At 62.0% G+C, this 19,410-nt stretch carries 18 protein-coding genes; 10 read left to right on the top strand and 8 right to left on the bottom strand.

Annotation, left to right across the window (positions count from 1 at the left end; all coding sequences use genetic code 11):
* Positions 1-4: 4 nt before the first annotated feature.
* From FJ956_RS00590 to FJ956_RS00570, 5 genes are all read right to left on the bottom strand, one after another.
* The gene (locus FJ956_RS00590; RefSeq protein WP_140677780.1) at positions 5-1,168 is read right to left on the bottom strand and encodes a mandelate racemase/muconate lactonizing enzyme family protein; all 1,164 of its coding nucleotides are present in this window, start codon (positions 1,166-1,168) and stop codon (positions 5-7) included.
* A 27-nt stretch (positions 1,169-1,195) separates the two neighbouring features.
* Entirely contained in the window at positions 1,196-2,293 is a 1,098-nt protein-coding gene (locus tag FJ956_RS00585; protein WP_140677778.1) for an ABC transporter ATP-binding protein, read from the bottom strand.
* A gap of 9 nt (positions 2,294-2,302) precedes the next feature.
* Positions 2,303-3,193 carry a carbohydrate ABC transporter permease gene (locus FJ956_RS00580; protein WP_140677776.1) on the bottom strand — a complete coding sequence of 297 codons (891 nt, stop codon included), beginning with the start codon at positions 3,191-3,193 and terminating at the stop codon, positions 2,303-2,305.
* Positions 3,190-4,149 carry a sugar ABC transporter permease gene (locus tag FJ956_RS00575; RefSeq protein WP_140677774.1) on the bottom strand — a complete coding sequence of 320 codons (960 nt, stop codon included), beginning with the start codon at positions 4,147-4,149 and terminating at the stop codon, positions 3,190-3,192. Before FJ956_RS00575 ends, FJ956_RS00580 begins: the two co-directional genes overlap by 4 nt.
* 77 nt (positions 4,150-4,226) lie before the next feature.
* Positions 4,227-5,708: a sugar ABC transporter substrate-binding protein gene (locus FJ956_RS00570; protein ID WP_140677772.1), complete on the bottom strand. Its 1,482-nt coding sequence runs from the start codon at positions 5,706-5,708 to the stop codon at positions 4,227-4,229.
* 217 nt (positions 5,709-5,925) lie between these two features.
* Here FJ956_RS00570 and FJ956_RS00565 point away from each other — a divergent pair, with 217 nt between their 5' ends.
* The 5 genes from FJ956_RS00565 (at position 5,926) to FJ956_RS00545 (ending at position 10,909) form a co-directional block, all read left to right on the top strand.
* Positions 5,926-6,636 carry a GntR family transcriptional regulator gene (locus FJ956_RS00565; RefSeq protein ID WP_140677770.1) on the top strand — a complete coding sequence of 237 codons (711 nt, stop codon included), beginning with the start codon at positions 5,926-5,928 and terminating at the stop codon, positions 6,634-6,636.
* Between the two features lie 42 nt (positions 6,637-6,678).
* The gene (locus FJ956_RS00560) at positions 6,679-7,845 is read left to right on the top strand and encodes a mandelate racemase/muconate lactonizing enzyme family protein (RefSeq protein WP_140677767.1); all 1,167 of its coding nucleotides are present in this window, start codon (positions 6,679-6,681) and stop codon (positions 7,843-7,845) included.
* A gap of 64 nt (positions 7,846-7,909) precedes the next feature.
* Positions 7,910-9,268 (top strand): mandelate racemase/muconate lactonizing enzyme family protein, encoded by a 1,359-nt coding sequence (locus FJ956_RS00555; protein WP_140677765.1) that lies wholly within the window; start codon positions 7,910-7,912, stop codon positions 9,266-9,268.
* 102 nt (positions 9,269-9,370) lie between these two features.
* The gene (locus tag FJ956_RS00550) at positions 9,371-9,697 is read left to right on the top strand and encodes an NIPSNAP family protein (protein ID WP_140677763.1); all 327 of its coding nucleotides are present in this window, start codon (positions 9,371-9,373) and stop codon (positions 9,695-9,697) included.
* A gap of 9 nt (positions 9,698-9,706) precedes the next feature.
* Entirely contained in the window at positions 9,707-10,909 is a 1,203-nt protein-coding gene (locus FJ956_RS00545; protein ID WP_140677761.1) for a mandelate racemase/muconate lactonizing enzyme family protein, read from the top strand.
* Positions 10,910-10,926: 17 nt separating this feature from the next.
* Here the strand turns inward: FJ956_RS00545 and FJ956_RS00540 are convergent, their stop codons facing one another.
* Positions 10,927-11,820 carry an NAD(P)-dependent oxidoreductase gene (locus FJ956_RS00540; RefSeq protein WP_140677759.1) on the bottom strand — a complete coding sequence of 298 codons (894 nt, stop codon included), beginning with the start codon at positions 11,818-11,820 and terminating at the stop codon, positions 10,927-10,929.
* Positions 11,821-11,886: 66 nt separating this feature from the next.
* Positions 11,887-13,044, bottom strand: coding sequence for a mandelate racemase/muconate lactonizing enzyme family protein (locus tag FJ956_RS00535; protein ID WP_140677757.1), 1,158 nt, complete (start codon positions 13,042-13,044; stop codon positions 11,887-11,889).
* Between the two features lie 293 nt (positions 13,045-13,337).
* Here FJ956_RS00535 and FJ956_RS00530 point away from each other — a divergent pair, with 293 nt between their 5' ends.
* Entirely contained in the window at positions 13,338-14,324 is a 987-nt protein-coding gene (locus FJ956_RS00530; RefSeq protein ID WP_140677755.1) for an aldo/keto reductase, read from the top strand.
* A gap of 91 nt (positions 14,325-14,415) precedes the next feature.
* Here the strand turns inward: FJ956_RS00530 and FJ956_RS00525 are convergent, their stop codons facing one another.
* Positions 14,416-15,111 (bottom strand): FCD domain-containing protein, encoded by a 696-nt coding sequence (locus FJ956_RS00525; protein ID WP_246681599.1) that lies wholly within the window; start codon positions 15,109-15,111, stop codon positions 14,416-14,418.
* 352 nt (positions 15,112-15,463) lie between these two features.
* Between FJ956_RS00525 and FJ956_RS00520 the strand changes: the two genes are divergently transcribed.
* The 4 genes from FJ956_RS00520 to FJ956_RS00505 all read left to right on the top strand — a co-directional run bounded on the left by FJ956_RS00520 (position 15,464) and on the right by FJ956_RS00505 (position 19,406).
* Positions 15,464-16,744 carry a sugar ABC transporter substrate-binding protein gene (locus FJ956_RS00520; RefSeq protein ID WP_140677749.1) on the top strand — a complete coding sequence of 427 codons (1,281 nt, stop codon included), beginning with the start codon at positions 15,464-15,466 and terminating at the stop codon, positions 16,742-16,744.
* Positions 16,745-16,746: 2 nt separating this feature from the next.
* The gene (locus FJ956_RS00515; protein ID WP_181170207.1) at positions 16,747-17,670 is read left to right on the top strand and encodes a sugar ABC transporter permease; all 924 of its coding nucleotides are present in this window, start codon (positions 16,747-16,749) and stop codon (positions 17,668-17,670) included.
* Complete coding sequence (locus tag FJ956_RS00510) at positions 17,667-18,545, top strand: carbohydrate ABC transporter permease (RefSeq protein ID WP_140677743.1); 879 nt, start codon at positions 17,667-17,669, stop codon at positions 18,543-18,545. The genes FJ956_RS00515 and FJ956_RS00510 overlap by 4 nt, the downstream gene beginning before the upstream one ends.
* A 105-nt stretch (positions 18,546-18,650) precedes the next feature.
* On the top strand, positions 18,651-19,406 hold the full coding sequence (locus FJ956_RS00505; RefSeq protein WP_140677741.1) for a ribonuclease activity regulator RraA: 756 nt from the start codon (positions 18,651-18,653) through the stop codon (positions 19,404-19,406).
* Positions 19,407-19,410: the final 4 nt, after the last annotated feature.

Below are 19,410 nucleotides of genomic sequence, written 5' to 3'. Positions count from 1 at the left end.
TGAATTACCAGTTGGTGACGGAACCGTCGCGGCGCTTGAGATGCGGCGCTTCCCAGAAGCGAAAACTCTGCGCCTGGATCGCCGCCTCGTTGACCTCGACGCCGAGGCCCGGCAGATCGCCGACCGGGTAATGGGTGCCGTCCAGCCGCGGCTGCACGGGGAAGAACTCGGAATTGTCGAAGCCCAGCTTCCTTTCGGGCGCCCTGGTCTCGAGCCAGGCGAAGTTGGGCACCGCAGCCGCGAGATGCACGGTCGCGGCTGTGCACACCGGACCAAGCGGGTTGTGCGGCATCAAGTCGACATAATGCGCCTCGCTCCAGCCAGCGACTTTCATCGCTTCGGTGAGCCCGCCGACATTGCAGACGTCGAGCCGGTTGAACTGGTGGATGCCACGCTCAATGTAGGGCAGGAACTGCCACTTGCTGGCAAATTCCTCGCCGATGGCGAACGGGATGTCTGTCATCCTGCGCAGGGTCTCGTAGGCCTCCGGCGTCTCGTCGCGTATTGGTTCCTCGAGGAAATCCAGCACGCCGCGGCCGAGCTTGTTGCAGAAGCTCGCCGCCTCGGCCACTGACAGCCTATGGTGATAGTCGATGCCAAGCACGACTTCGTCGCCCAACGCCTCACGCGCCTTATTCAGCATGCCGGCGGTCGCGCCGATCGATACGCGCGGCTCAAAGATGTCCTTGCTGCTTTGTCCCGTAGGGAAGAAGCGGATCGCCTGCCAACCCTGCGCGCGCAATTCGCCGGCTCGTTCGATGGCGGTATCGCTCTCGGCCTCGTCTCCGGTCGAGGCGAATGTGGGAATGCGATCGCGCTGCTTGCCGCCGAGCAAATCATAGACCGGCACTCCGAGCGCCTTGCCCTTGATGTCGTGAAGGGCGATGTCGATGGCGGAGATCGCCGCCTGCAGAACGCGCCCGCCTTCGAAGTACTGGCTGCGATAAAGCTCTTGCCAGATCCGGCCGATCTGCATGGCGTCGCGGCCGATGAGAAACTCGCGATAGTGCTCGACCGCGCCCGCCACGGCCTTCTCGCGGCCGCTCAAGCCGCTCTCGCCCCAGCCGAAGATGCCCTGGTCGGTCTCGACCTTGACGAGCATCTGGTTACGGATTCCTACCCACACCGGATAGGGCTTGATCGCGGTGATCTTAAGCTTTGTCGTCATCCACGTCCCACACGCATCCGCCTTGTTTCAGTAGGCTTCGAGAGCCATTTCAGTTTCGCCGTCAAACAGGTGCATGCGTTCCTGGTCGAATTCGAGCCAGATCTGCTCATCAGGTTTGACGGCGACGCTGGGGGACACGCTGATGTTGACGATGGCGCCGGAGAGGAACGCTTGCACGAAGGTGACGTCTCCGGTCGGTTCCACCGTATAGGCCTTGGCCGGAATGGCGCCGGGGACGGAGCTCTTGTGCAGCTTGATCGTCGAGTGCCGCGCGCCGAGCACGATCTTGCTGGTGGTCGCGCTCTGCACCTTGCGCGCGTTGCTTTGCGACAGCTCGAGGTTCCAGCCTTCCGCGCTTGTCAGAACGGTGCTGCCGTTTGCCGTCGATGCCTCCAGCGGAATGAGGCTCATCGCCGGGCTGCCGACAAAGCTCGCGACGAACATGTTGACGGGATGGGCGAAAACCTGCGCCGGCGAATCATATTGTTGCAGATACCCGCCGTTCATCACCGCCATCCTGTCGGCCATGGTCACGGCCTCGAGCTGGTCGTGCGTCACATAGATGATCGTCGCCTTGAGGTCCTGATGGAACCGCTTGATCTCGGACCGCATCTGCACGCGCAGCTTTGCGTCGAGGTTGGAGAGCGGTTCGTCCATCAGGAACACTGCCGGATCTCGCACCAGGGCGCGGCCGAGCGCCACGCGCTGCTGTTGCCCGCCCGAGAGCTCGCGCGGCTTGCGCTCGAGCAGCTGCGTCATGTCGAGCACACGCGCCGCTTCCCTCACCTTCCTGTCGATCTCGTCCTTGGGCAGTTTGCGCATCTGCAGCGGGAAGGCGAGATTCATATAGACCGACTTCTGCGGATAGAGCGCGTAGTTCTGGAACACCATCGCGATGTCCCGGTCCTTGGGGTCGAGATCGTTGACCACCCGGTCGCCGATCAGGATGTCGCCAGAGCTGATCGGGATCAGCCCCGCGACGAGATTGAGCGTGGTCGTCTTGCCGCAACCCGAAGGGCCGACGAGCGCGACGAACTCGCCGTCATTGACCGTCAGCGAAACCTCGTTGACGGCCTTGAAGCTGCCATAGGTCTTGACGAGGTCTTTGAGGACCACATGGGCCATCGGCAGCTCCTAGTGCTTCACGGCGCCTTCCGTGAGGGCGCGCACAAAATATCGTTGCAGGAGGAGGAACAGCACCACGACGGGCACGCTCATCATGAAGCTAGCGGCCATCAGGCCCGGAAAGTCCGTCGTGTTCTCCGAGAAGAAGCGCTGGATGCCGACCGGCAGCGTCAGCTGTTCGTTCTTGGAGAGGAAAGTGTAGGCGTAGATGTACTCGTTCCAGGCGCCGATGAAGGAATAGATCGCGGTGGCGATGATGCCCGGCGTCGAGAGCGGCATCACGATCAGGACGAAGGCCTGGAAGCGCGTTGCGCCGTCGATGCGCGCCGCCTGCTCGAGCTGCACCGGGATGTTGTCGTAGAAGCCCTTCAACAGCCAGATCGCCAGCGGCAGGCCGAAGGTGAGGTAGGTGAGAACAAGCGAGCCGTGCGTGTTCACCAGCCCGATCGCGCGCATCAGGATGAAGAGCGGCACGAGGAAGATCACCGCCGGAAACATGTTGCGCAGCAGGACGGCGAAGAACAGGAAGTTCCGGCCCGGGAAGGTGAAGCGCGAGAATGCGTAGGCCGCGGGGACCGCCACGATCACCGAAAGGATGGTGGTGGCGGTCGAGACGATGAGACTGTTCCAGAAGAAGCGCAGGAAATCCTGGCCGACGCTGTTCTGCGGGTCGAGCAGCTTCTGGTAGCTGGCAAGGGTAGGCTGGTCGGGCCACCACTGCGGCGGAAACTGCATCGCCGCGAAGCCGGACTTGATCGAGGTGAGCAACATCCAGATCATTGGCAAGGCGGTGTAAAGCAGCATGAACACCAGGAAGAAACGGCCGCCCCATCGCCACCCATCGATGCGCAGGCGGCGAGCGGACTGGCCTCGTGCGGCGGTCGCGGAAACCGTGCTCATGCGCTGCCATCCTTCCGCTCGTTGCCGCTCAGCGCGCGGACGTAGAAGTAGCCGAGCGTCATCAGGATGATGAACAGAAGCACCGAATAGGCCGATGCCACGCCCCAGCGCTGGCGGCCGAAGGCGAGCTCATAGATGTGGGTGATCCAGATATGCGAAGCGTTCGACGGGCCGCCGCCGGTCATGATCCACGGGATGATGAAGGAGTTGAAGTTGGCGACTGCGAGCAGCAGGATCGTCACCGTCGAGACATTGCGCAAATGCGGGAAGGTGACGTGCCAGAAGCGTTGCCACGCGCTGGCGCCATCGACTTTTGCGGCGCGCAGCAACTGTTCAGGGACTGTCTGGAGGCCGGCCGTCATCATGATCATGGCGAAAGGGAACTCGCGCCAGATGTTGACGACGATCAGCGAGGGCAGCACCGTTGAGACGCTGTCGATGAAGTTCGGCGGCCGGCTGGCCCATCCAAGCTCGACCAGCACCGCGCCGATGATGCCGAAATCCGAATGGTAGATCCACTTCCAGATATAGGAGGCGGCGACGGCGCTGATGACCCAGGGAATGATGAGGATCGCGCGCAGGATGCCGCGACCGATAAAGTCGCGATGGAGCGCCAGCGCGGCGCCGAACCCCAGCACGAAGGAAAAGAAAGTGGATGCGATTGTCCAGATCAGGGTGTTGAAGGTGACCTGCCAGAACACCCCGCTGGTCAAGATGGCCGTGTAGTTGTTGAAACCGACAAAGATCTTGTCGCGGAGTTGCAGGCCGGGCGGGGTGTTGAAGAAGGACAGCTCGATCGTGTAGTAGATCGGATAGGCGATGACGATGAGCATCACGGCGATCGCCGGAAGCACATACGCGTAGTCGGCGCGATGCTCCCAGATCTTGCGGAGCAAGCTGGACCCGGCGGGTTGCAATCTGCGGCGAGCCTCGGCCTTGCCGGTCGCGATCGTCACTGTAGCGCGCCCTTGTTGTTGGGGAAGTATCGGCTGCGCTCGCGGCGCAGCCGATCGGATCGTCGGTCAGGCCCGGATTAGAGCCCGCCTCCCATCAGGTCTTTCACCTTCTTGGCCGCGTCGTCTGCCGCCTGGTCGACGGTCATCGCTCCGGTCAGGGCATTCTGCATCATGTCCGGGACGATGATGTTCATGATTTCGGGCGACTGCGGCAGCGCCGGGAACGGTATGCCGTATGGCAGCATCGAGGTCGTGACATCGAGGAATTTGATGCTGTCCAGACGTTCCTTCATCCATTTGGTCTTGAAGCCGTTGAGGTTGCCCGGGTTCGAGCCGGCGTAAGCCATCTTCAGCGACCATTCGGGGCTCGTCCACATGCAGATGATGGCCTTTGCCGCGGGCTCGTCCACCTTGCCGCCCTCGACATATTCGGGCTTCAGGATGTGGATGTTCGAGCCGCCGAACACGACGGCGCGCTTGCCGTCGGGGCCGGTCGGAATGAGGCCGTAGCGCATGTTGTCGATGACGGTCTGTGCCTTGTCCTTGTCGGTGCCCGTCGCCTTCTTCTGCAGGTCGAGCATGACGTTGTAGTCGGACGGATGCGAGATCATCATGCCGAGCTGGCCGGCGAGGAAAAGCGGCTGGTTGTCGGCCTGCTGATTGGTGAGCGCTGAAACGGGAACCGATTTGTCGCGGACATACATGTCGTAGGAAGCCTGCAGCGCCGCCTTGCTCTGCGGGCTGTTGAGCTCGATGTCCTTGTAGGTCGGGTTCGCAGCCGCTTCGTCGAAAACGCCGCCGCCATAGGCCCACAGCTGCGGCATGAAGCGATAGGGCGTGTTGCCGGCATTCTTGCGCGCCACGAGGCCGTAACCGGCAATGCCGAGCTTGTCGTGGATCTGCTTGGAGTATTTTACGACGTCGTCCCAAGTCGCCGGTGCCTTGTCGGGGTCGAGACCCGCGCGCTTGAAAATGTCGGCGTTCCAGATGAAAGCCATCGTCTCGTTGTTGGTCGGAATGCCGTAGGTCACGCCGTCCCAGGTCACCGCCTTCATGGCGCCCGGCCAGAAATCCTCGGTCGAATAGCCGACATCCTCGGGCTTGAGCGGCTGCAGATAGCCCTTGGAGGCGAACTCGGTGCCGCCCAGTATCTGCAGGCGGACCGCCATCGGCGCCGCGTTGCCGAGCAGCGCCGTGCGGAACTTGTCGAGAAGGTCGTTGTAGGTGAGGGCCTCTTCCTCGAGCTGAATGTTCGGATAGGTCTTGCGGAAGGTCTCGAAGAAATCCTTGTAGTATTGGCGCAGCAGATCCGGGTCGCCCTCGAACACGCCCTGATACCAGAACGTCAGTCGCCCCTTGTAGTCGAGCGGGGTGACCTTGGCGCAATCGCCCGCCGTATCAAAATCCTGCGTGCCGGCGATCGAGCGCACATATTCCGGCGACCATTTGCTCAGATCGACCGGCGGCGCGGCAAGCGCAGGCGCCGACATCAGCGATATCGTCAAAGCAGTGGAGACAGCGCCGCGCAGGACGGCACCGCCGACTGTGATCCTCCTCATAGGTCTCCTCCAGGTTCTCCCATGCCGCTCTGCGTCGAGGCAAGCGGTCCTTGGTCGTTTCGATCGCCGGGATGTTCCTCCGCCCTAATGTATCCCTTCGATCACTTTGTACGTTTTCAGATCACAGATTACCTGTCAACGCGAAGAATCGTACATTGTTTTGTCAGAGCCGAGCGTGATATAGGGCGGAGGGTGTATTGACTTGGGGGACTTGGCCTTGGGCGAAACGAGCGATTTCAAAGCGGAGCCACCTGCGGGGATCGACCCGATCGGGGCTTCCAGCGAGGGCGCCTCGCTTTATGAGCTGATCAGGGAGGATATCATCGAAGGACGGCTGGCCGCCAACGAACGGCTCGTTGTCGCCGATCTTGCGCGGCGTCACGGCACCTCGACAAACCCCGTGCGCGAGGCCCTGCAACTGCTGCGTGGAGAAGGCTTCGTCACCTTTCTTCCCAATCGCGGGGCGCGCGTACGGCCCATAGATCAGGATTTTGTCCGCGATATCTACGAGATCGGCGTTCTGATCGAACCCGCCCTGACGCGCTGGTTTGTAGGCATGGCGACCGACGAGGACATCGCCGAACTCGAACGGCTCCAGGGGTTGATCGAGGAGAACAACTTTGCCGATACCTTCAGGCACAGTGAGTTGGATACTGCCTTCCACACGGTGATGTACCAGCGTCACTATAACCGCCACGCCGCCGAGCTCTGGTGGAAGCATCGCGAGGTGCTGCGGGCCGTGAGCCGCCGTTTCAATTTCACGCTTGCCCGTCGCGCCGCGATCATCCGCGAGCACCGCGAACTCATCGCGCTCGTGAAATCGGGAGACGCCGACAAGGCGGCCGAACTCATTGCTCGCCATGTCGAGGGCTCCGGCCGGCATGTCCTCGAACACATGCGCGCGCGCAGCGCTGCCCGGGCAGGTTAGCGCAACAGCATCAGCGTGGCCGTTTCAGAAAGGATAGTTGAGATGAAAATCACAGGCGTTCGGCCGTGGCTGATCAAGTCCGACGCTTCCTACTGGGGAGAGTACCTGTTCGTCGAAGTGACGACGGACGAGGGGGTGAGCGGGTGGGGCGAGATCACGACCACGACGAAGCTCGCCAACCGCGCGCTGTGCACGATCCTGAGACAGATCGGCGCCGCCGTGACAGGCGAGGATCCGGCGCGCATCGAGCACCTGTGGCACAGGGTTTTCCGCAGCTTCACCTATATGGGCAGCCGCGGCGCCGCCGTGGAATGCGTGAGCGCAATTGACATCGCGCTTTGGGACATTCGCGGCAAAGTTCTCGGCAAGCCGATCTACGAATTGCTGGGCGGACCGGTGCGCGACGAAATCTCGCTTTACACCCATCCGAACCAGGCCAAATTCACCAGCAAGGAGGCCGTGGTCCGCGAAATTCGCGACATCGTGGAGTCCGGTCACACCGGGCTCAAATTCGACCCGTTTCCCCATCAGGGTCCCAGCGTCGATGGCGTGGCCCGTGAGAGGCGGGACGGCTATCTCGATGGCGGCATGACCCGCAGGGACGAGCGTGAAGCCGCCGAACTGACGGCGCTGATCCGTGAGACGGCGGGTCCCGATGTCGACATCCTCATCGATGCGCATGGGCGCTTCGACGTTCCCACCGCCATCCGCCTCTGTCGCTGCCTCGAGGAAGCCGGCCAGATCGACTGGTTCGAGGAACCGTGCCCGCCCGAGAGCCTCAACGCCCTCAAGCAGGTGCGCGACAAGGTCAGCGCCGCCATCTCATGGGGCGAGCGCGGCCACACCAAATGGGATTTCGTGCCGGTGCTCGAGAATAAGCTCGCCGACTACATCATGCCCGACGTCACCTGGACTGGAGGCATCACCGAGCTCAAAAAGATCTCAGCCCTGTGCGAAGCCTATTACGTCCCAGTCTCGCCGCATGATGCCGCCGGACCGATCAACGTGGTCGCGGGAGCGCAGGTGATGATGACCGTTCCCAACTTCTACAAGCTCGAAACGTCGGCGTGGGACCTCTCCAAATACGATCACCTGATCGACAACCCGCTCGACATTTCGAACGGCAACCTCAAGCTGACGTCGAAGCCTGGTCTCGGCGTCGAGATGAACCGCGACTACCTGCAGGCCCACGAGATCGAGCTGGGGTAGCATTCCTCCGCGCCGGCTCAGCATCAGGGGCGACAATCCCCGCCAAACAGAACGAGGATAGGCCATGCCAAAAACGGGTGGAGCCGATGAGGCTCTCAATCGGGTCAACGCGAATTCCAGGCCGTCCGAGCTTCGCATCACCGATATGCGGGTGGCCGAAATCGTCGGCGCGCCGTTCACCTCGGCGCTGCTCAAGATTTATACCAACCAAGGCATTGTCGGGCTTGGCGAGGTTCGTGACGGAGCCAGCGCCACTTACGCACTGATGCTGAAAAGCCGGCTGCTTGGCGAGAACCCTTGCGACATTGATCGCCTGTTTCGCCGCATCAAGCAGTTCGGCGGCCACGGCCGGCAAGGCGGCGGCGTCTCGGCGGCCGAGATCGCGCTCTGGGACCTCGCCGGCAAGGCCTATGGCGTGCCGATCTACCAGATGCTCGGCGGCAAGTTTCGCGATCAGGTGCGTGTCTATTGCGATACGGATGCGGAGAAGCCGAGCGGCACGGAGACCGGCAAGCGCCTCAAGGCGCGCATGGAGCGCGGCTTCACCTTCCTCAAGATGGACCTGGGCCTGATGCAGATCGCCCACATCCCGGGCGCGGTGACGGCGCCCGCCGGCGCGCTCGAAGGGTTTCGCGCCAATCCACGCGGCCGCAGCGGCACGCTCGAGGAGCGCAAGGCCCGCAACCTCGCCTACGATGCGCAGAACGTGCAGCATCCGTTCACGGGCCTGCATTTCACCGAGAAGGGTATCGACCTGCTCGAGCAGTATATCCATGAGGTTCGCGAGGTCATCGGTTACGAGATACCTTTGGCCATCGACCATGTCGGCCACATCTCGCTGCAGGACGGCATACGCCTGTCGCGCCGTATCGAGAAATACGTCCCTGCCTGGCTCGAGGATGTGATCCCGTGGCAGTACACCGAGCAATACCGGCAACTGCAGCAGGCCACCACGGTGCCGATCTGCACCGGCGAGGACATCTACCTCAAGGAGGGCTTCGAGCCTCTGCTGAGGAGCGGCGGTGTCTCCATTATCCATCCGGACCTTCTCACCAGCGGCGGCATCCTCGAGACCAAGAAGATCGGCGACATGGCGCAGGACCAGGGCGTCGCGATGGCGATCCACATGGCCGAAAGCCCGATCGCCGCGATGGCCGCGGCGCATGTCGCGACCGCGACCGAAAACTTCATGGCGCTCGAATATCACTCCGCCGATGTCGACTGGTGGGACGATATCGTCACGGGCCTTCCCAAGCCGCTTGTGAAGGATGGCTTCGTAACCGTTCCGGACAAACCGGGGCTGGGCATAGACGATGTGGTCGACGAGGTGATCGGCCGGCATCTGCAGCCCGGTGTCACGGGGATATGGCAATCCACCGAGCATTGGGACAATGAATATAGCTGGGACCGGACCTGGAGTTAGCCCGGACCCCCTGTCCTCATTCCCCCAGGTTCACACGACCAACGACCGACCATTCATGTCGATCTCCACCAAGGTGAGGCGAAGAAAGAAACGGACGAAACCATGATCTACGAACAGCGTATCTATGACTGTCTGCCGGGCAGGCTGCCGGCTTTGCTCAAGCGCTTTTCCGACCAAACGCTGGCCATCTGGGAGAGGCATGGCATCCGCCAAGCCGGGTTTTTCACCACGGCGATCGGCGAAAACAACAATCGCCTCACCTATTTCCTCGCCTGGGAATCGCTGGCCGAGCGTGAGGTGAAATGGGCGGCTTTCGTCGCCGATCCGGTATGGCGCAGAGCCCGGGATGAGTCTGAGCGCGACGGGCAGATCGTTGCCAATATCAGCAGCCAGCTGCTCACGCCGACAGCTTTCTCGTCCGTGAAATAGGGCTGCGCCATGAAGATCACCGACCTGCGTTGCGCCGTCATCGGCAAGCATCCCATCATTCGCATCGTGACCGACGAGGGTCTTTATGGCCTCGGCGAAGTCGAGTTCACAAAGACCTATCTCAAGCCGTTCGTGCTGCATTTCCGCGAGGCGCTGATCGGCGAGGACCCGACCGATGTCGAGCGAGTGATGCTGAAGATCCGCCAGCGCGGCTCGTTCAAGCCCTATGGCGCGGCGGTAAGCGCCATCGAGCATGCGCTGTGGGACATCGCCGGCAAGGCCGCGGGCGTGCCGGTCTACAAGCTGCTCGGCGGCAAGGTGCGCGACAAGGTGCGCGTCTACAACGGCTCGATCCGCCGCAAGCGCACGGGCGACCGGCCGGAGGACTATGCCGCCGACGTCAAATGGATGATGGAGCAGCCGCAGAACTTCTTCATGGTCAAGCAGGGCATCTCGTTCCACTCCAACATGAAGGACACAGTCGAGGGCTTCCATTACGGGGTGACGCTAAAGAAGGCCGGCTATCACGGCGCCATGGATCAAGGCGTGATCAGCGAGCGCGGTTTCAATCACATGCTCGACTGCGTGATCGCGATGAAGGAAGTGCTTGGCGACAAGGTCAGCCTGGCGCTCGACTGCGGCCCGGGCTGGATGCTGCCCGACGCGATCAAATTCGCCCGCGCCGTCGAGAAGTACAATTTGATGTGGCTGGAGGACATGCTGACCGGCGACTATGTGCCCTGGGTCAATCCGCAGGCCTATCGGGAGCTGACGACCTCCACCTCGACGCCGATCCATACCGGCGAGCAGATCTACCTGCGGCACAATTTCAAGGAGCTGATCGAGACCCAGGCGGTGCGCGTCATCGGCCCCGATCCAGCCGATATAGGCGGCATCGCCGAGCTCAAATGGGTTGCCGAGCACGCCTACATGCACTCGATCCTGATGGCGCCGCACGGCACCGCCAACGGCCTGCTCGGCCTTGGCGCGCTGATCAATGTCTGCGCCACCTTGCCCGCCAACTACATCGCCTTCGAATATCCGAGCGCCTCCGACCCGTGGTGGGAAGACTTGGTGATCGGCCTGCCGCAGCAGATCGTGAAGGACAGCATGGTGGACCTGCTGGAAGCACCGGGGCTGGGCCTCGACATCGACGCCGAAGCGGCCAGGAAATATCTGAGCGAAGAGGACAGGGGCTTCTTCGATCGCTGAAGCTGCCCGTCAGCGCATCAACCGGGTCGCTGTGTCCGCCAGTCATGCTCTTGCCGGAACCCAAGGACGTCGCGCAGCTTCCGATTTGAGATCGGTCCCTCGAACCCGTCCATGGCACGCGTGACTGGTGTGTTGGGTGCATGCTTGCTAAGAAATTCCGCTGTCGGTAGCTCGGCCACGATGTTGTCGTTGACGGCATTGAATATCTGGAACCCAAGGCCGTCCTTCTCGACGCACAGGTCGACGATCTGACCCAGGTCGCGCGCGTCCATATAGGTCCAGGCGTCGCGCCGCCGTTTCGAGGGATCGGCCAGGAATTCCGGAAAGCGGGCATAATCCTGCGGTTCGACGACGCCGCCGATCCTGAGCACGTAGATGTCGGCTCCTGTGCGGGAGGCGAAAGAACGCGCGATCTTCTCGCCCAGTACCTTGGAAAGGCCGTAGCTGTCGGTCGGATCGACGTCGTAATCCTCATCCACCGGAAACGACGTGAAGTCGCGGACGCCTTCGGCAAAGCACACGCCATAGACCGTTTCGCTGGAGGCGGTGACAATCTTGCGAATGCCTAGCTTAGTGGCGGCCTCAATCACATTGTAGGTCGACTGCACATTGGCGGCGAACATGGCGTTGTCGGGTCGCAGGAAGATCCGCGGCAGCGCGGCGAAATGGACCACGGCGTCGACTGGGCCTCGGCCCTTGCCGCCGAAATACTCGCTGAAGCCGAAATGCAGCGTCAGCGCATTATAGGTTTCACCGGCGTCGGCAAGGTTGGTGATGACGGTGTCGACACTTGGCACATCGAGCGGCGCCAGATCGAGGTTGAGCACCTGATGCCCGCGTTTCAGCAGATAGGGTATGACGTGGCGGCCGATCTTGCCGCTGCCGCCAGTGAAAACGATGCGCTTGCCCATGGCTTCCTCACAACGGATCGGTCTGATCGAATAGCGGCATCCGGCCGCCCGAGCCCCCGCAATGCGCTACTCAAAAATGCCGTAGCCAGGGACGGCGTGTTTGCGGACGCCATCCATGTCGAGCTCGACGCCGATGCCCGGTATGTCCGACACCACGATGTGGCCATCCTCAACGATCGACCTCGCGCCATTCGAGAGGCGGACATAGCTGTCCCAGGCTTCGCGCTCCTCGAGCGCGTGCCACTCCAGCACGAGGAAGTTCGGCACGCTGGCGCAGACATGGCAAGTCGCCATCGTGCCGAGCGGCGTCGACACCAGATGCGGCGCGAAGGGCACGTAGTACATCTCGGCGAGATTGGCGATCTTGCGGCTTTCGGCAAGGCCTCCGCATTTCGGTACGTCGGGCATGACGACGTCGGCGCCGTAATTCTGGAACAGCTCGCGGAAGCCCCAGCGCAGATAGAGGTTTTCACCGACGCAGATCGGCGTCTTGGTCCGCATACGGATCTGCTTCAGGGCCTCGACGTTTTCTGCCGGGATCGGCTCTTCGAGCCAGAGAAGGTTGAAGCGCTCCATTTCGGCCGCTATGCGGCTGGCGCTGAGCGCGTCGTATCGCGCATGCAGGTCGATGCAGAGATCGATGTCGGGGCCGACCGCATCGCGCACAGCGGCGACGCGCTCGATCATGAAGCGGAGCTCAGCGCCGTTTATAGTGTGGTTGACTGCATCGAACTTCGCCGGGTGGCGCAGATTGTCGATGTCGAATTTCAGCGCCGTGAAACCTTCCGCCACCATGCGGCGCGCGCGGGCGGCGCAGCCCTGCGGCGATCCGGATTGGTCGTCGCCGTCGCCACAATCGGCATAGAGCCTTATGCGGTCGCGGAACTTGCCGCCGAACATGCGATAGAGGGGCTGGCCGGCGGCTTTCGCCGCCACGTCCCACAGCGCCATTTCGAGCCCGGTGAGCGCGATGAGAAAGACGCCGGCCTGGGCGCCGGAGAAGACATGATCTCGGCGGATCTTGTCCCAGCAATATTCGACATTGCGCGGATCCTGGCCGATCAGCTCCGACTTCAGCTCCGAGATGAGCCCTACGATGGCCGCCGCGCCGGCATCGGGATTGGCTTCGCCATAGCCGGAGATGCCGGCGTCCGTATCGATCCGGATCAGGGTCGCCTTGCCGTGATAGGCGACGACCGCCGTCTTGATATCCACGATCTTCATCGGATCCTTCTCCCCGTGATGGCGCCGCGCTCAAAAACGCAGAATTTCGATCGAAAGCCAACTTGTCTAATAAGCATACAAGATTAGGCAGCGGGGCGTAAACCCCCTTTGACTGATTTTGCATACAGGTGCATTCAAGGCGTTGTTATCCATTGAATTAATTGATAAATTCGACGTTTTCGATCGAGAGTCGTTAATGCCCAAGAATATACTTGTTAGACGAGTATATAAGCGTATAAATTGGATTGCATCGGGGCGGAAGCCCGTGAGCGCTATCAATCAGGAGGAACAGAATGCAACAGCGACAGCTGGGATCGTCGCCGATCAAGGTATCGGAGATCGGCCTCGGGACTTGGGGCATGTCGGGTGCGTTTTGGGGCGCGGCTGACGACGAGGAATCAGTCAGGGTGATCAGGCGCGCATTCGAGCTTGGCATCACGCTGATCGACACGGCCGAAGCTTATGGACACGGCCATGCCGAGGAGGTCGTCGGTCAGGCGCTGGCCGGTCGCCGGGAGAAGGCTGTCATCGCGACCAAGGTCGCGCCCAATCACCTCGAACCCGCCGCGATAGAGGCAGCACTCGACGGTTCGCTGAAGCGCATGCGGACCGATCATGTCGACGTCTATTTCGTCCACTGGCCGAACTCGGATTTTCCGATCGGCCCGACCATGGAAATGATGGAGCGGCTGCGTTCGTCAGGGCGGATCAAGGCAGTCGGCGTCTCGAATTTCAGCATCGCCGACATGGACAGCGCCCGTCAGCACGGCGTCATCGACGTGCTGCAGCCGCCCTACAACATGCTGTGGCGCGAGGTGGAAGCCGAGACGCTGCCCTATTGCCGCAAGCACAATATCGGCGTCATGCCTTATAGCGGTCTGGCGCAGGGACTGCTCACCGGCACATTGTCGCCGGACACCAAATTCGTCGAGGGTGATGAGCGGCGCACGACGGTGCTGTTCCAGCCGGGCACCTATGAGCGGGCGGTGAACGCCGTCGATTTGCTCAAGCCGATCGCGGCGCGCTACGGCAAGACGGTTCCGCAGCTTGCGATCCAGTGGCTCACCAGCAGGCCAGGCGTCAGCTCGCCGCTGGTCGGTGCCCGCACCGTCAAGGAGCTGGAAGAAAACGTCGATAGCGTGGGCTGGGTGATTTCCGGGGCGGACATTGCCGCCATCGACAGGATCACCGAGCCGGTCTGGGCGGAAATCAAGGACAAGGGCGACATGTTCGGCTTTCGCGCCCGACAGCGCCAGGAACAACAAGCAAAAAGAGCCTAGAAAGGGACCCTTCCTGGATTGTTCCAAATCCACCCGTGTCCTCCCGACACGCTGTGGCGCGGCCAGCGCAAATGCTGGCTGCGTCACTCCTTCACCGAGGCAAGCCGACGGCGGTGGTTTTCTTGAGGTGCCGGCGCATCGCTTCTTCCGCCCGCTTTTCGTCGCGGGCCACGAGCGCGTCGTAGATTGCCCTGTGCATGTCGGTAGCGGAGGGCAGCGCATGCGGCATCTGGTTGCTGATGCGTCTGCTCGCCATCTGCCACCACCGAGACGAATACATGAAGCGGTCGAGAATCCTGTTCTGCGCCGCCCGGCAAATCTCCATGTGGAAATCCAGGTCGAGTTTCAGATAGGCGTCCGGATTGTCCTCGCTTGCCGACATCGCCGCCAGCAAGGTGCCAAGACGCTCCAGCTTTTCCTTGGTCATATGCTTGGCCGCGATGGCGGCGATGGCCGGTTCGATGATTATCCGCGTCGCATGCGCTTCAGCCAGGATCTCGCGCATCTGCTCGGGCGGCAGCCAGTCGATGAGCAATGGGCTGAGGTAATCCCACTCTTCGGCGGGACGCAGCACCACGCGCCGTCCCTGCGCGATCTCGATCATATCGAGGGACGCAAGGATCTTCAGCGCCTCTCGCGCGACCGCACGCGAGACCCCGAACTCCTGGAGGATCTGCTGTTCCGATGGCCCCTGGCCGCCCGCGACACCGCTGCCGGCGATGCGACGCGCAAGCACGCCCGCCACTTGCTTGGGCAAAGTTTGAAGCTTGACCTCAACGGTATCCATCATTAACATCCACTTGTCTGATAAGCTTATAGGCTGATAGCTAGATATGCAGTCAACTTATCTCATATTTGCTCACTAGCCTATAGCTCGGCCTGCGGGAAGGGCGGATCGAGCGGTGTCCAGCCGCCGCGCTCCGATTGCCGTCGTTCGAGATCAGGATCGATACGCCTTCGCCACCACGCCAAGCGTGTTGGCGCATAAGTGCCGATTGCCCGGCGGGTTCGCAAGCATCATCCGGGAAGTAATCCAGGCAGTCTCGCGGCGGGAGGAGCAAGCCGCGAGTATTTGCCGAGGCTCAAAGTCTTCGGCCGTCGCTGGACGGGCCGAGGAACTAACCAAGGAGGAGATTGTGATGTCCGGAAACTTATCGAGACGCAAATTCCTGGCCGCGAGCGCGGCCGTGACCGCAGGCTCCATCGCCGCGCCATGGATCGCCAGGGCTCAGACGAACGAAATCACCGCATTGCTGATCACCGGCGGCCCGCTCTATCCCAAATACTGGGAGAAGATCGTTCAGGATTTCACCGCCAAGACCGGCATCAAGGTTCGCTACGACCTCCTGGAATTCACCCCTTTGACGGCGAAGGTGGTCACGCTGAGCGCGGCACGGTCGAGCCAGTACGACGTCTACAGCACCCACACGGCGCAGATAGACTCCTACTTCAACCATTTCGCGCCACTGAACAGCTATTTCAGCGACTCCGAACTGGCGGAATTCTATCCCGTTGCGGTCAAATATCTGCGCGATCCCAAGACTGGCAATCTGGCGGCAATCCCGCGCAACATGGATGCGCGCGTTCAGTATTACCGCAGCGACATCTACCAAGAGAAGGGCCTGAAGCCGGCCGAGACCTGGGAAGAACTCGTCGACGTCGGCCTGAAACTCACGGGCAACGGTCACTACGGTCTTGTCGTGCCGGGGCAGGGCGACCCCGCGCAACGCACCTTCAGCGACCTGCTTTGGCAAGCTGGAGGCGACTGGGTCGACCAGGCCAACAAGCCGGCCTTCAATTCCGAAGCCGGCATCAGGGCGCTCACCTTCTATCGCGATCTGATCCAGAAGCACAAAATCGTGCCGTCCGACGCCGTCGGCTATCAATGGAACGAGAACTCGACCGAATTCTCGTCCGGTACGGTCTATGCCAATTTCGATTGGCCGGGCGCCTTCGCCACCCTGTCCAATCCGGAAACCTCGCGTATCGTCGGCAAATGGTCGACAGCTCCCTACGTGCGGGACAAAGCAGCGATCTCATGCGCCATCTCCCATGCCATGGCGCTCAATGGCCAATCCGGCCGCAAGGAAGCCGCCGTCGAGTTCATCAAATACACGGTCGGCGCGGATGCCCAGCGGCTGCAGTTCGAACAGTTCACCAACTTTCCGAGCAGCCAGGCGATAGCCAAGGAAGTGATCGCCGCGGCGAAGGGGCCGCAGGCCACATGGCTGCGGCAGCTCGAGACGACGATCGCCAACGGCAAGGAATGGCCCAAGCTTGCCGGGTTCTCAAAGGTCTGCACCTTGATGTTCTCGGCCATCGAGCAAGCCTTATCCGACCAGGTTTCGCCCGCCGACTCGCTCAATCAGGCGGCGACCGAAGCGGAAGAGATCATGCGTCGGGCCGGAGCTTACGACTGAGAATGTCGGCCGTCGCGCAGCACCAGGCGCCAGGGCGCCGGAGACGTTCGCCGCTGCCTTACACCTGGCAGAGAGGCTACCTCCTGGCCAGCCCGGCGCTTCTCGTCATGCTGGCCATCCTCGTCTATCCGCTCGGATACTCCTTCATCATGAGTTTCTTCCGGTGGGATCTGAGCGGCTCGGCGCCATTCATCGGGACCGGAAACTATAGCGACGAACTTTTCGGCCGCCAGTTCAATCAGGCGCTGCGAAACCAGACGATTTTCAGCGTCGTTTCCATCACGATCGAAGTGGTGGCCGGCATGGCGATCGCCGTTCTGGTCAACGGCAAACTGCGCGGCATGCGCCTTGCGCGCACGTTGCTCCTGGTCCCGCCGATGATCGCGCCCGCCGTCGTCGGCCTGAACTTCCGCTGGCTGTTCAACACCCAGTACGGCTTGGTCGACGCGTTGCTGCGCATGTTCAACTTGCCGGACATTCCGTGGCTCAACCACCCGGCCTGGGCGCTCGTCTCGGTGATCGTCGCCGATGTCTGGCAGAACACGCCGCTGATGGTGCTCCTGTTCCTTGCCGGCCTGCAATCCTTGCCGCAGGAGCCGCTCGAGGCGGCCACCGTGGACGGCGCCACGCCATGGCAGCGCTTCTGGCACATCGTGCTGCCGCTGATGCGTCCGGTCATCATGATCGCGCTGATGCTGCGCATCATCGACACGTTCCGAACGTTCGACGTCGTCTGGCTGATGACGCAAGGCGGACCGGGCGGCGCCACCAACCTGCTGACCGTCTATTCCTACCTGCTGGCGTTTCAGGCGGTGGATTTCGGACACGCGGCCGCGGTCTCCTACATCGCGCTGGGCATGTCGCTGTTCGTGCTCGGCCTGCTCTACGGAGTGCCGTGGCTGATTGCGAAACGGAGGGCGATATGACCGAAGCCGTCATCGTCGGCGCACGTTCCATGCCAAAGCGCCGGCGCCGCCGGTTCACGGCGGGGATCGCCGGTCAGTATTTGGCGCTGGCCCTGACGGTCGCGCTCACCGTCTTTCCGCTGGTGTGGCTGTTCTTGACGTCGATCCGCAGCTCGGCCGACATTTTCTCGGTTCCGGTGCACATCATCCCCGAGACAGCGACGCTGACGCAGTATGTCTCGGTCTTTGCCCAGTACGACACGATGGGGTATGTCTGGAATACCGTCATCGTGTCGGTGGCGACGGTCGTCCTCGTGCATCTGCTGGCTATTCCCTGCGCCTATGCGCTGTCACGCTTCAGGATGCCGGGCGCCATGCTGATCTTCGGGCTGCTTTTGATCATGCGCATGATCCCGGTCATCGCGCTTGCCATACCGCTGTTCGCAGTGTTTGCCGCCCTGGGCCTGCTCGACACAGTCTGGGCGCTGATCTTGAGCCATACGGCAGCCAAACTGCCTGTCGCCATCTGGCTGCTTCTGGGCTTCATCCAGGATGTGCCGAAGGAGATCGAAGAGGCTGCCCAGTCGGACGGCGCCGGCACCGTGCGCACGCTGGTCCAGATCGTGGCGCCGCTGATTGCGCCCGGCATCGGCGCCAGCGCCGTCATCACCTTCCTCTTCACCTGGAACGACCTCCTGCTTGCCTTGACCCTGACCTCGAGCAAGGCCGCGCAGACGCTGCCGGTCGGGCTCACCAATTTCGTCTCCCAGTTCGGCATCGACTGGGGCGCCATGTCGGCCGCCGGCGTGCTCATGGTCATCCCGACTTTGGTGTTCGTCTGGTTTGCCCAGGGGCTGCTGGTCAAAGGCCTTACGACCGGCGCGGTTCGCGGCTGAATGGCGTACATGCGTCAGAGGCGATCAACGCCTTCGACGGTTGAACGCAACAGATTGTGAAGGATCGATGAGGCTGGCGCCTCACCGCAGATTGGAGGAAACGCGATGGAAGCTGATCAGGTACCGGCGATATCGGACATTTCGCGGCCGCCGCGAGAGCTGGTCGACGCGCTTGCGGCCATCGGTTCGGCGACGCTGGCCAGCGAGCTTTACCACAAGATGGGCATTCGCGATCCGCAGATCCGTGGGCCGCGTCCTTTGCGGTCTGGCAGCACGGCAGCGGGGCCGGCCCTTACGCTCCAGTGCATGCCGAAGCGCGAGGATCTGTACAACGAAACGGAGTATGAGGAACCGGAGCGGCAACTACACCGACACGTGCTCTATCCCACACAGCCTGGCGACATGGTGGTGGTCGATGCCCGCGGCGATCTGGGCAGCGGCATCTTCGGCGAGATGATGCTGACCTATTTCGCCGGGCGCGGCGGCGCCGGCGTCGTCGTCGACGGCTGCATTCGGGATTCCGCTCAGGCGGCGGCGCTCGATGTCGGCATCTGGGTGAGGGGCGTCACGCCGAACTTTCATGCCCAGACCAACATCGTCCCCTTTGCAGTCAACGTTCCGATCGCCTGCTCGAACGTGCTGGTCATCCCCGGCGACATCATCGTCGCCGACGACGATGGCGTGGTTGTCGTGCCGGTCGCCCTTCCCCCCCGACTGGTGGAACTCGCCGGCGCGCATATCGAGTGGGAAGAGTTTTCACGCACGCGGCTCGCGAAGGGCGGCGACCTGCGGAAATACTATCCGCTGAGCCCCGAAGGCGAGGCCGAATACCGCGCATGGCGGCAGGCTCAACGAAAATGAGCCG

Source organism: Mesorhizobium sp. B2-4-3 (assembly GCF_006442815.1).
Taxonomy (GTDB): domain Bacteria; phylum Pseudomonadota; class Alphaproteobacteria; order Rhizobiales; family Rhizobiaceae; genus Mesorhizobium.
Note: the sequence above shows the minus strand (reverse complement) of the source record. Positions and strands in the feature narration are given on the sequence as shown.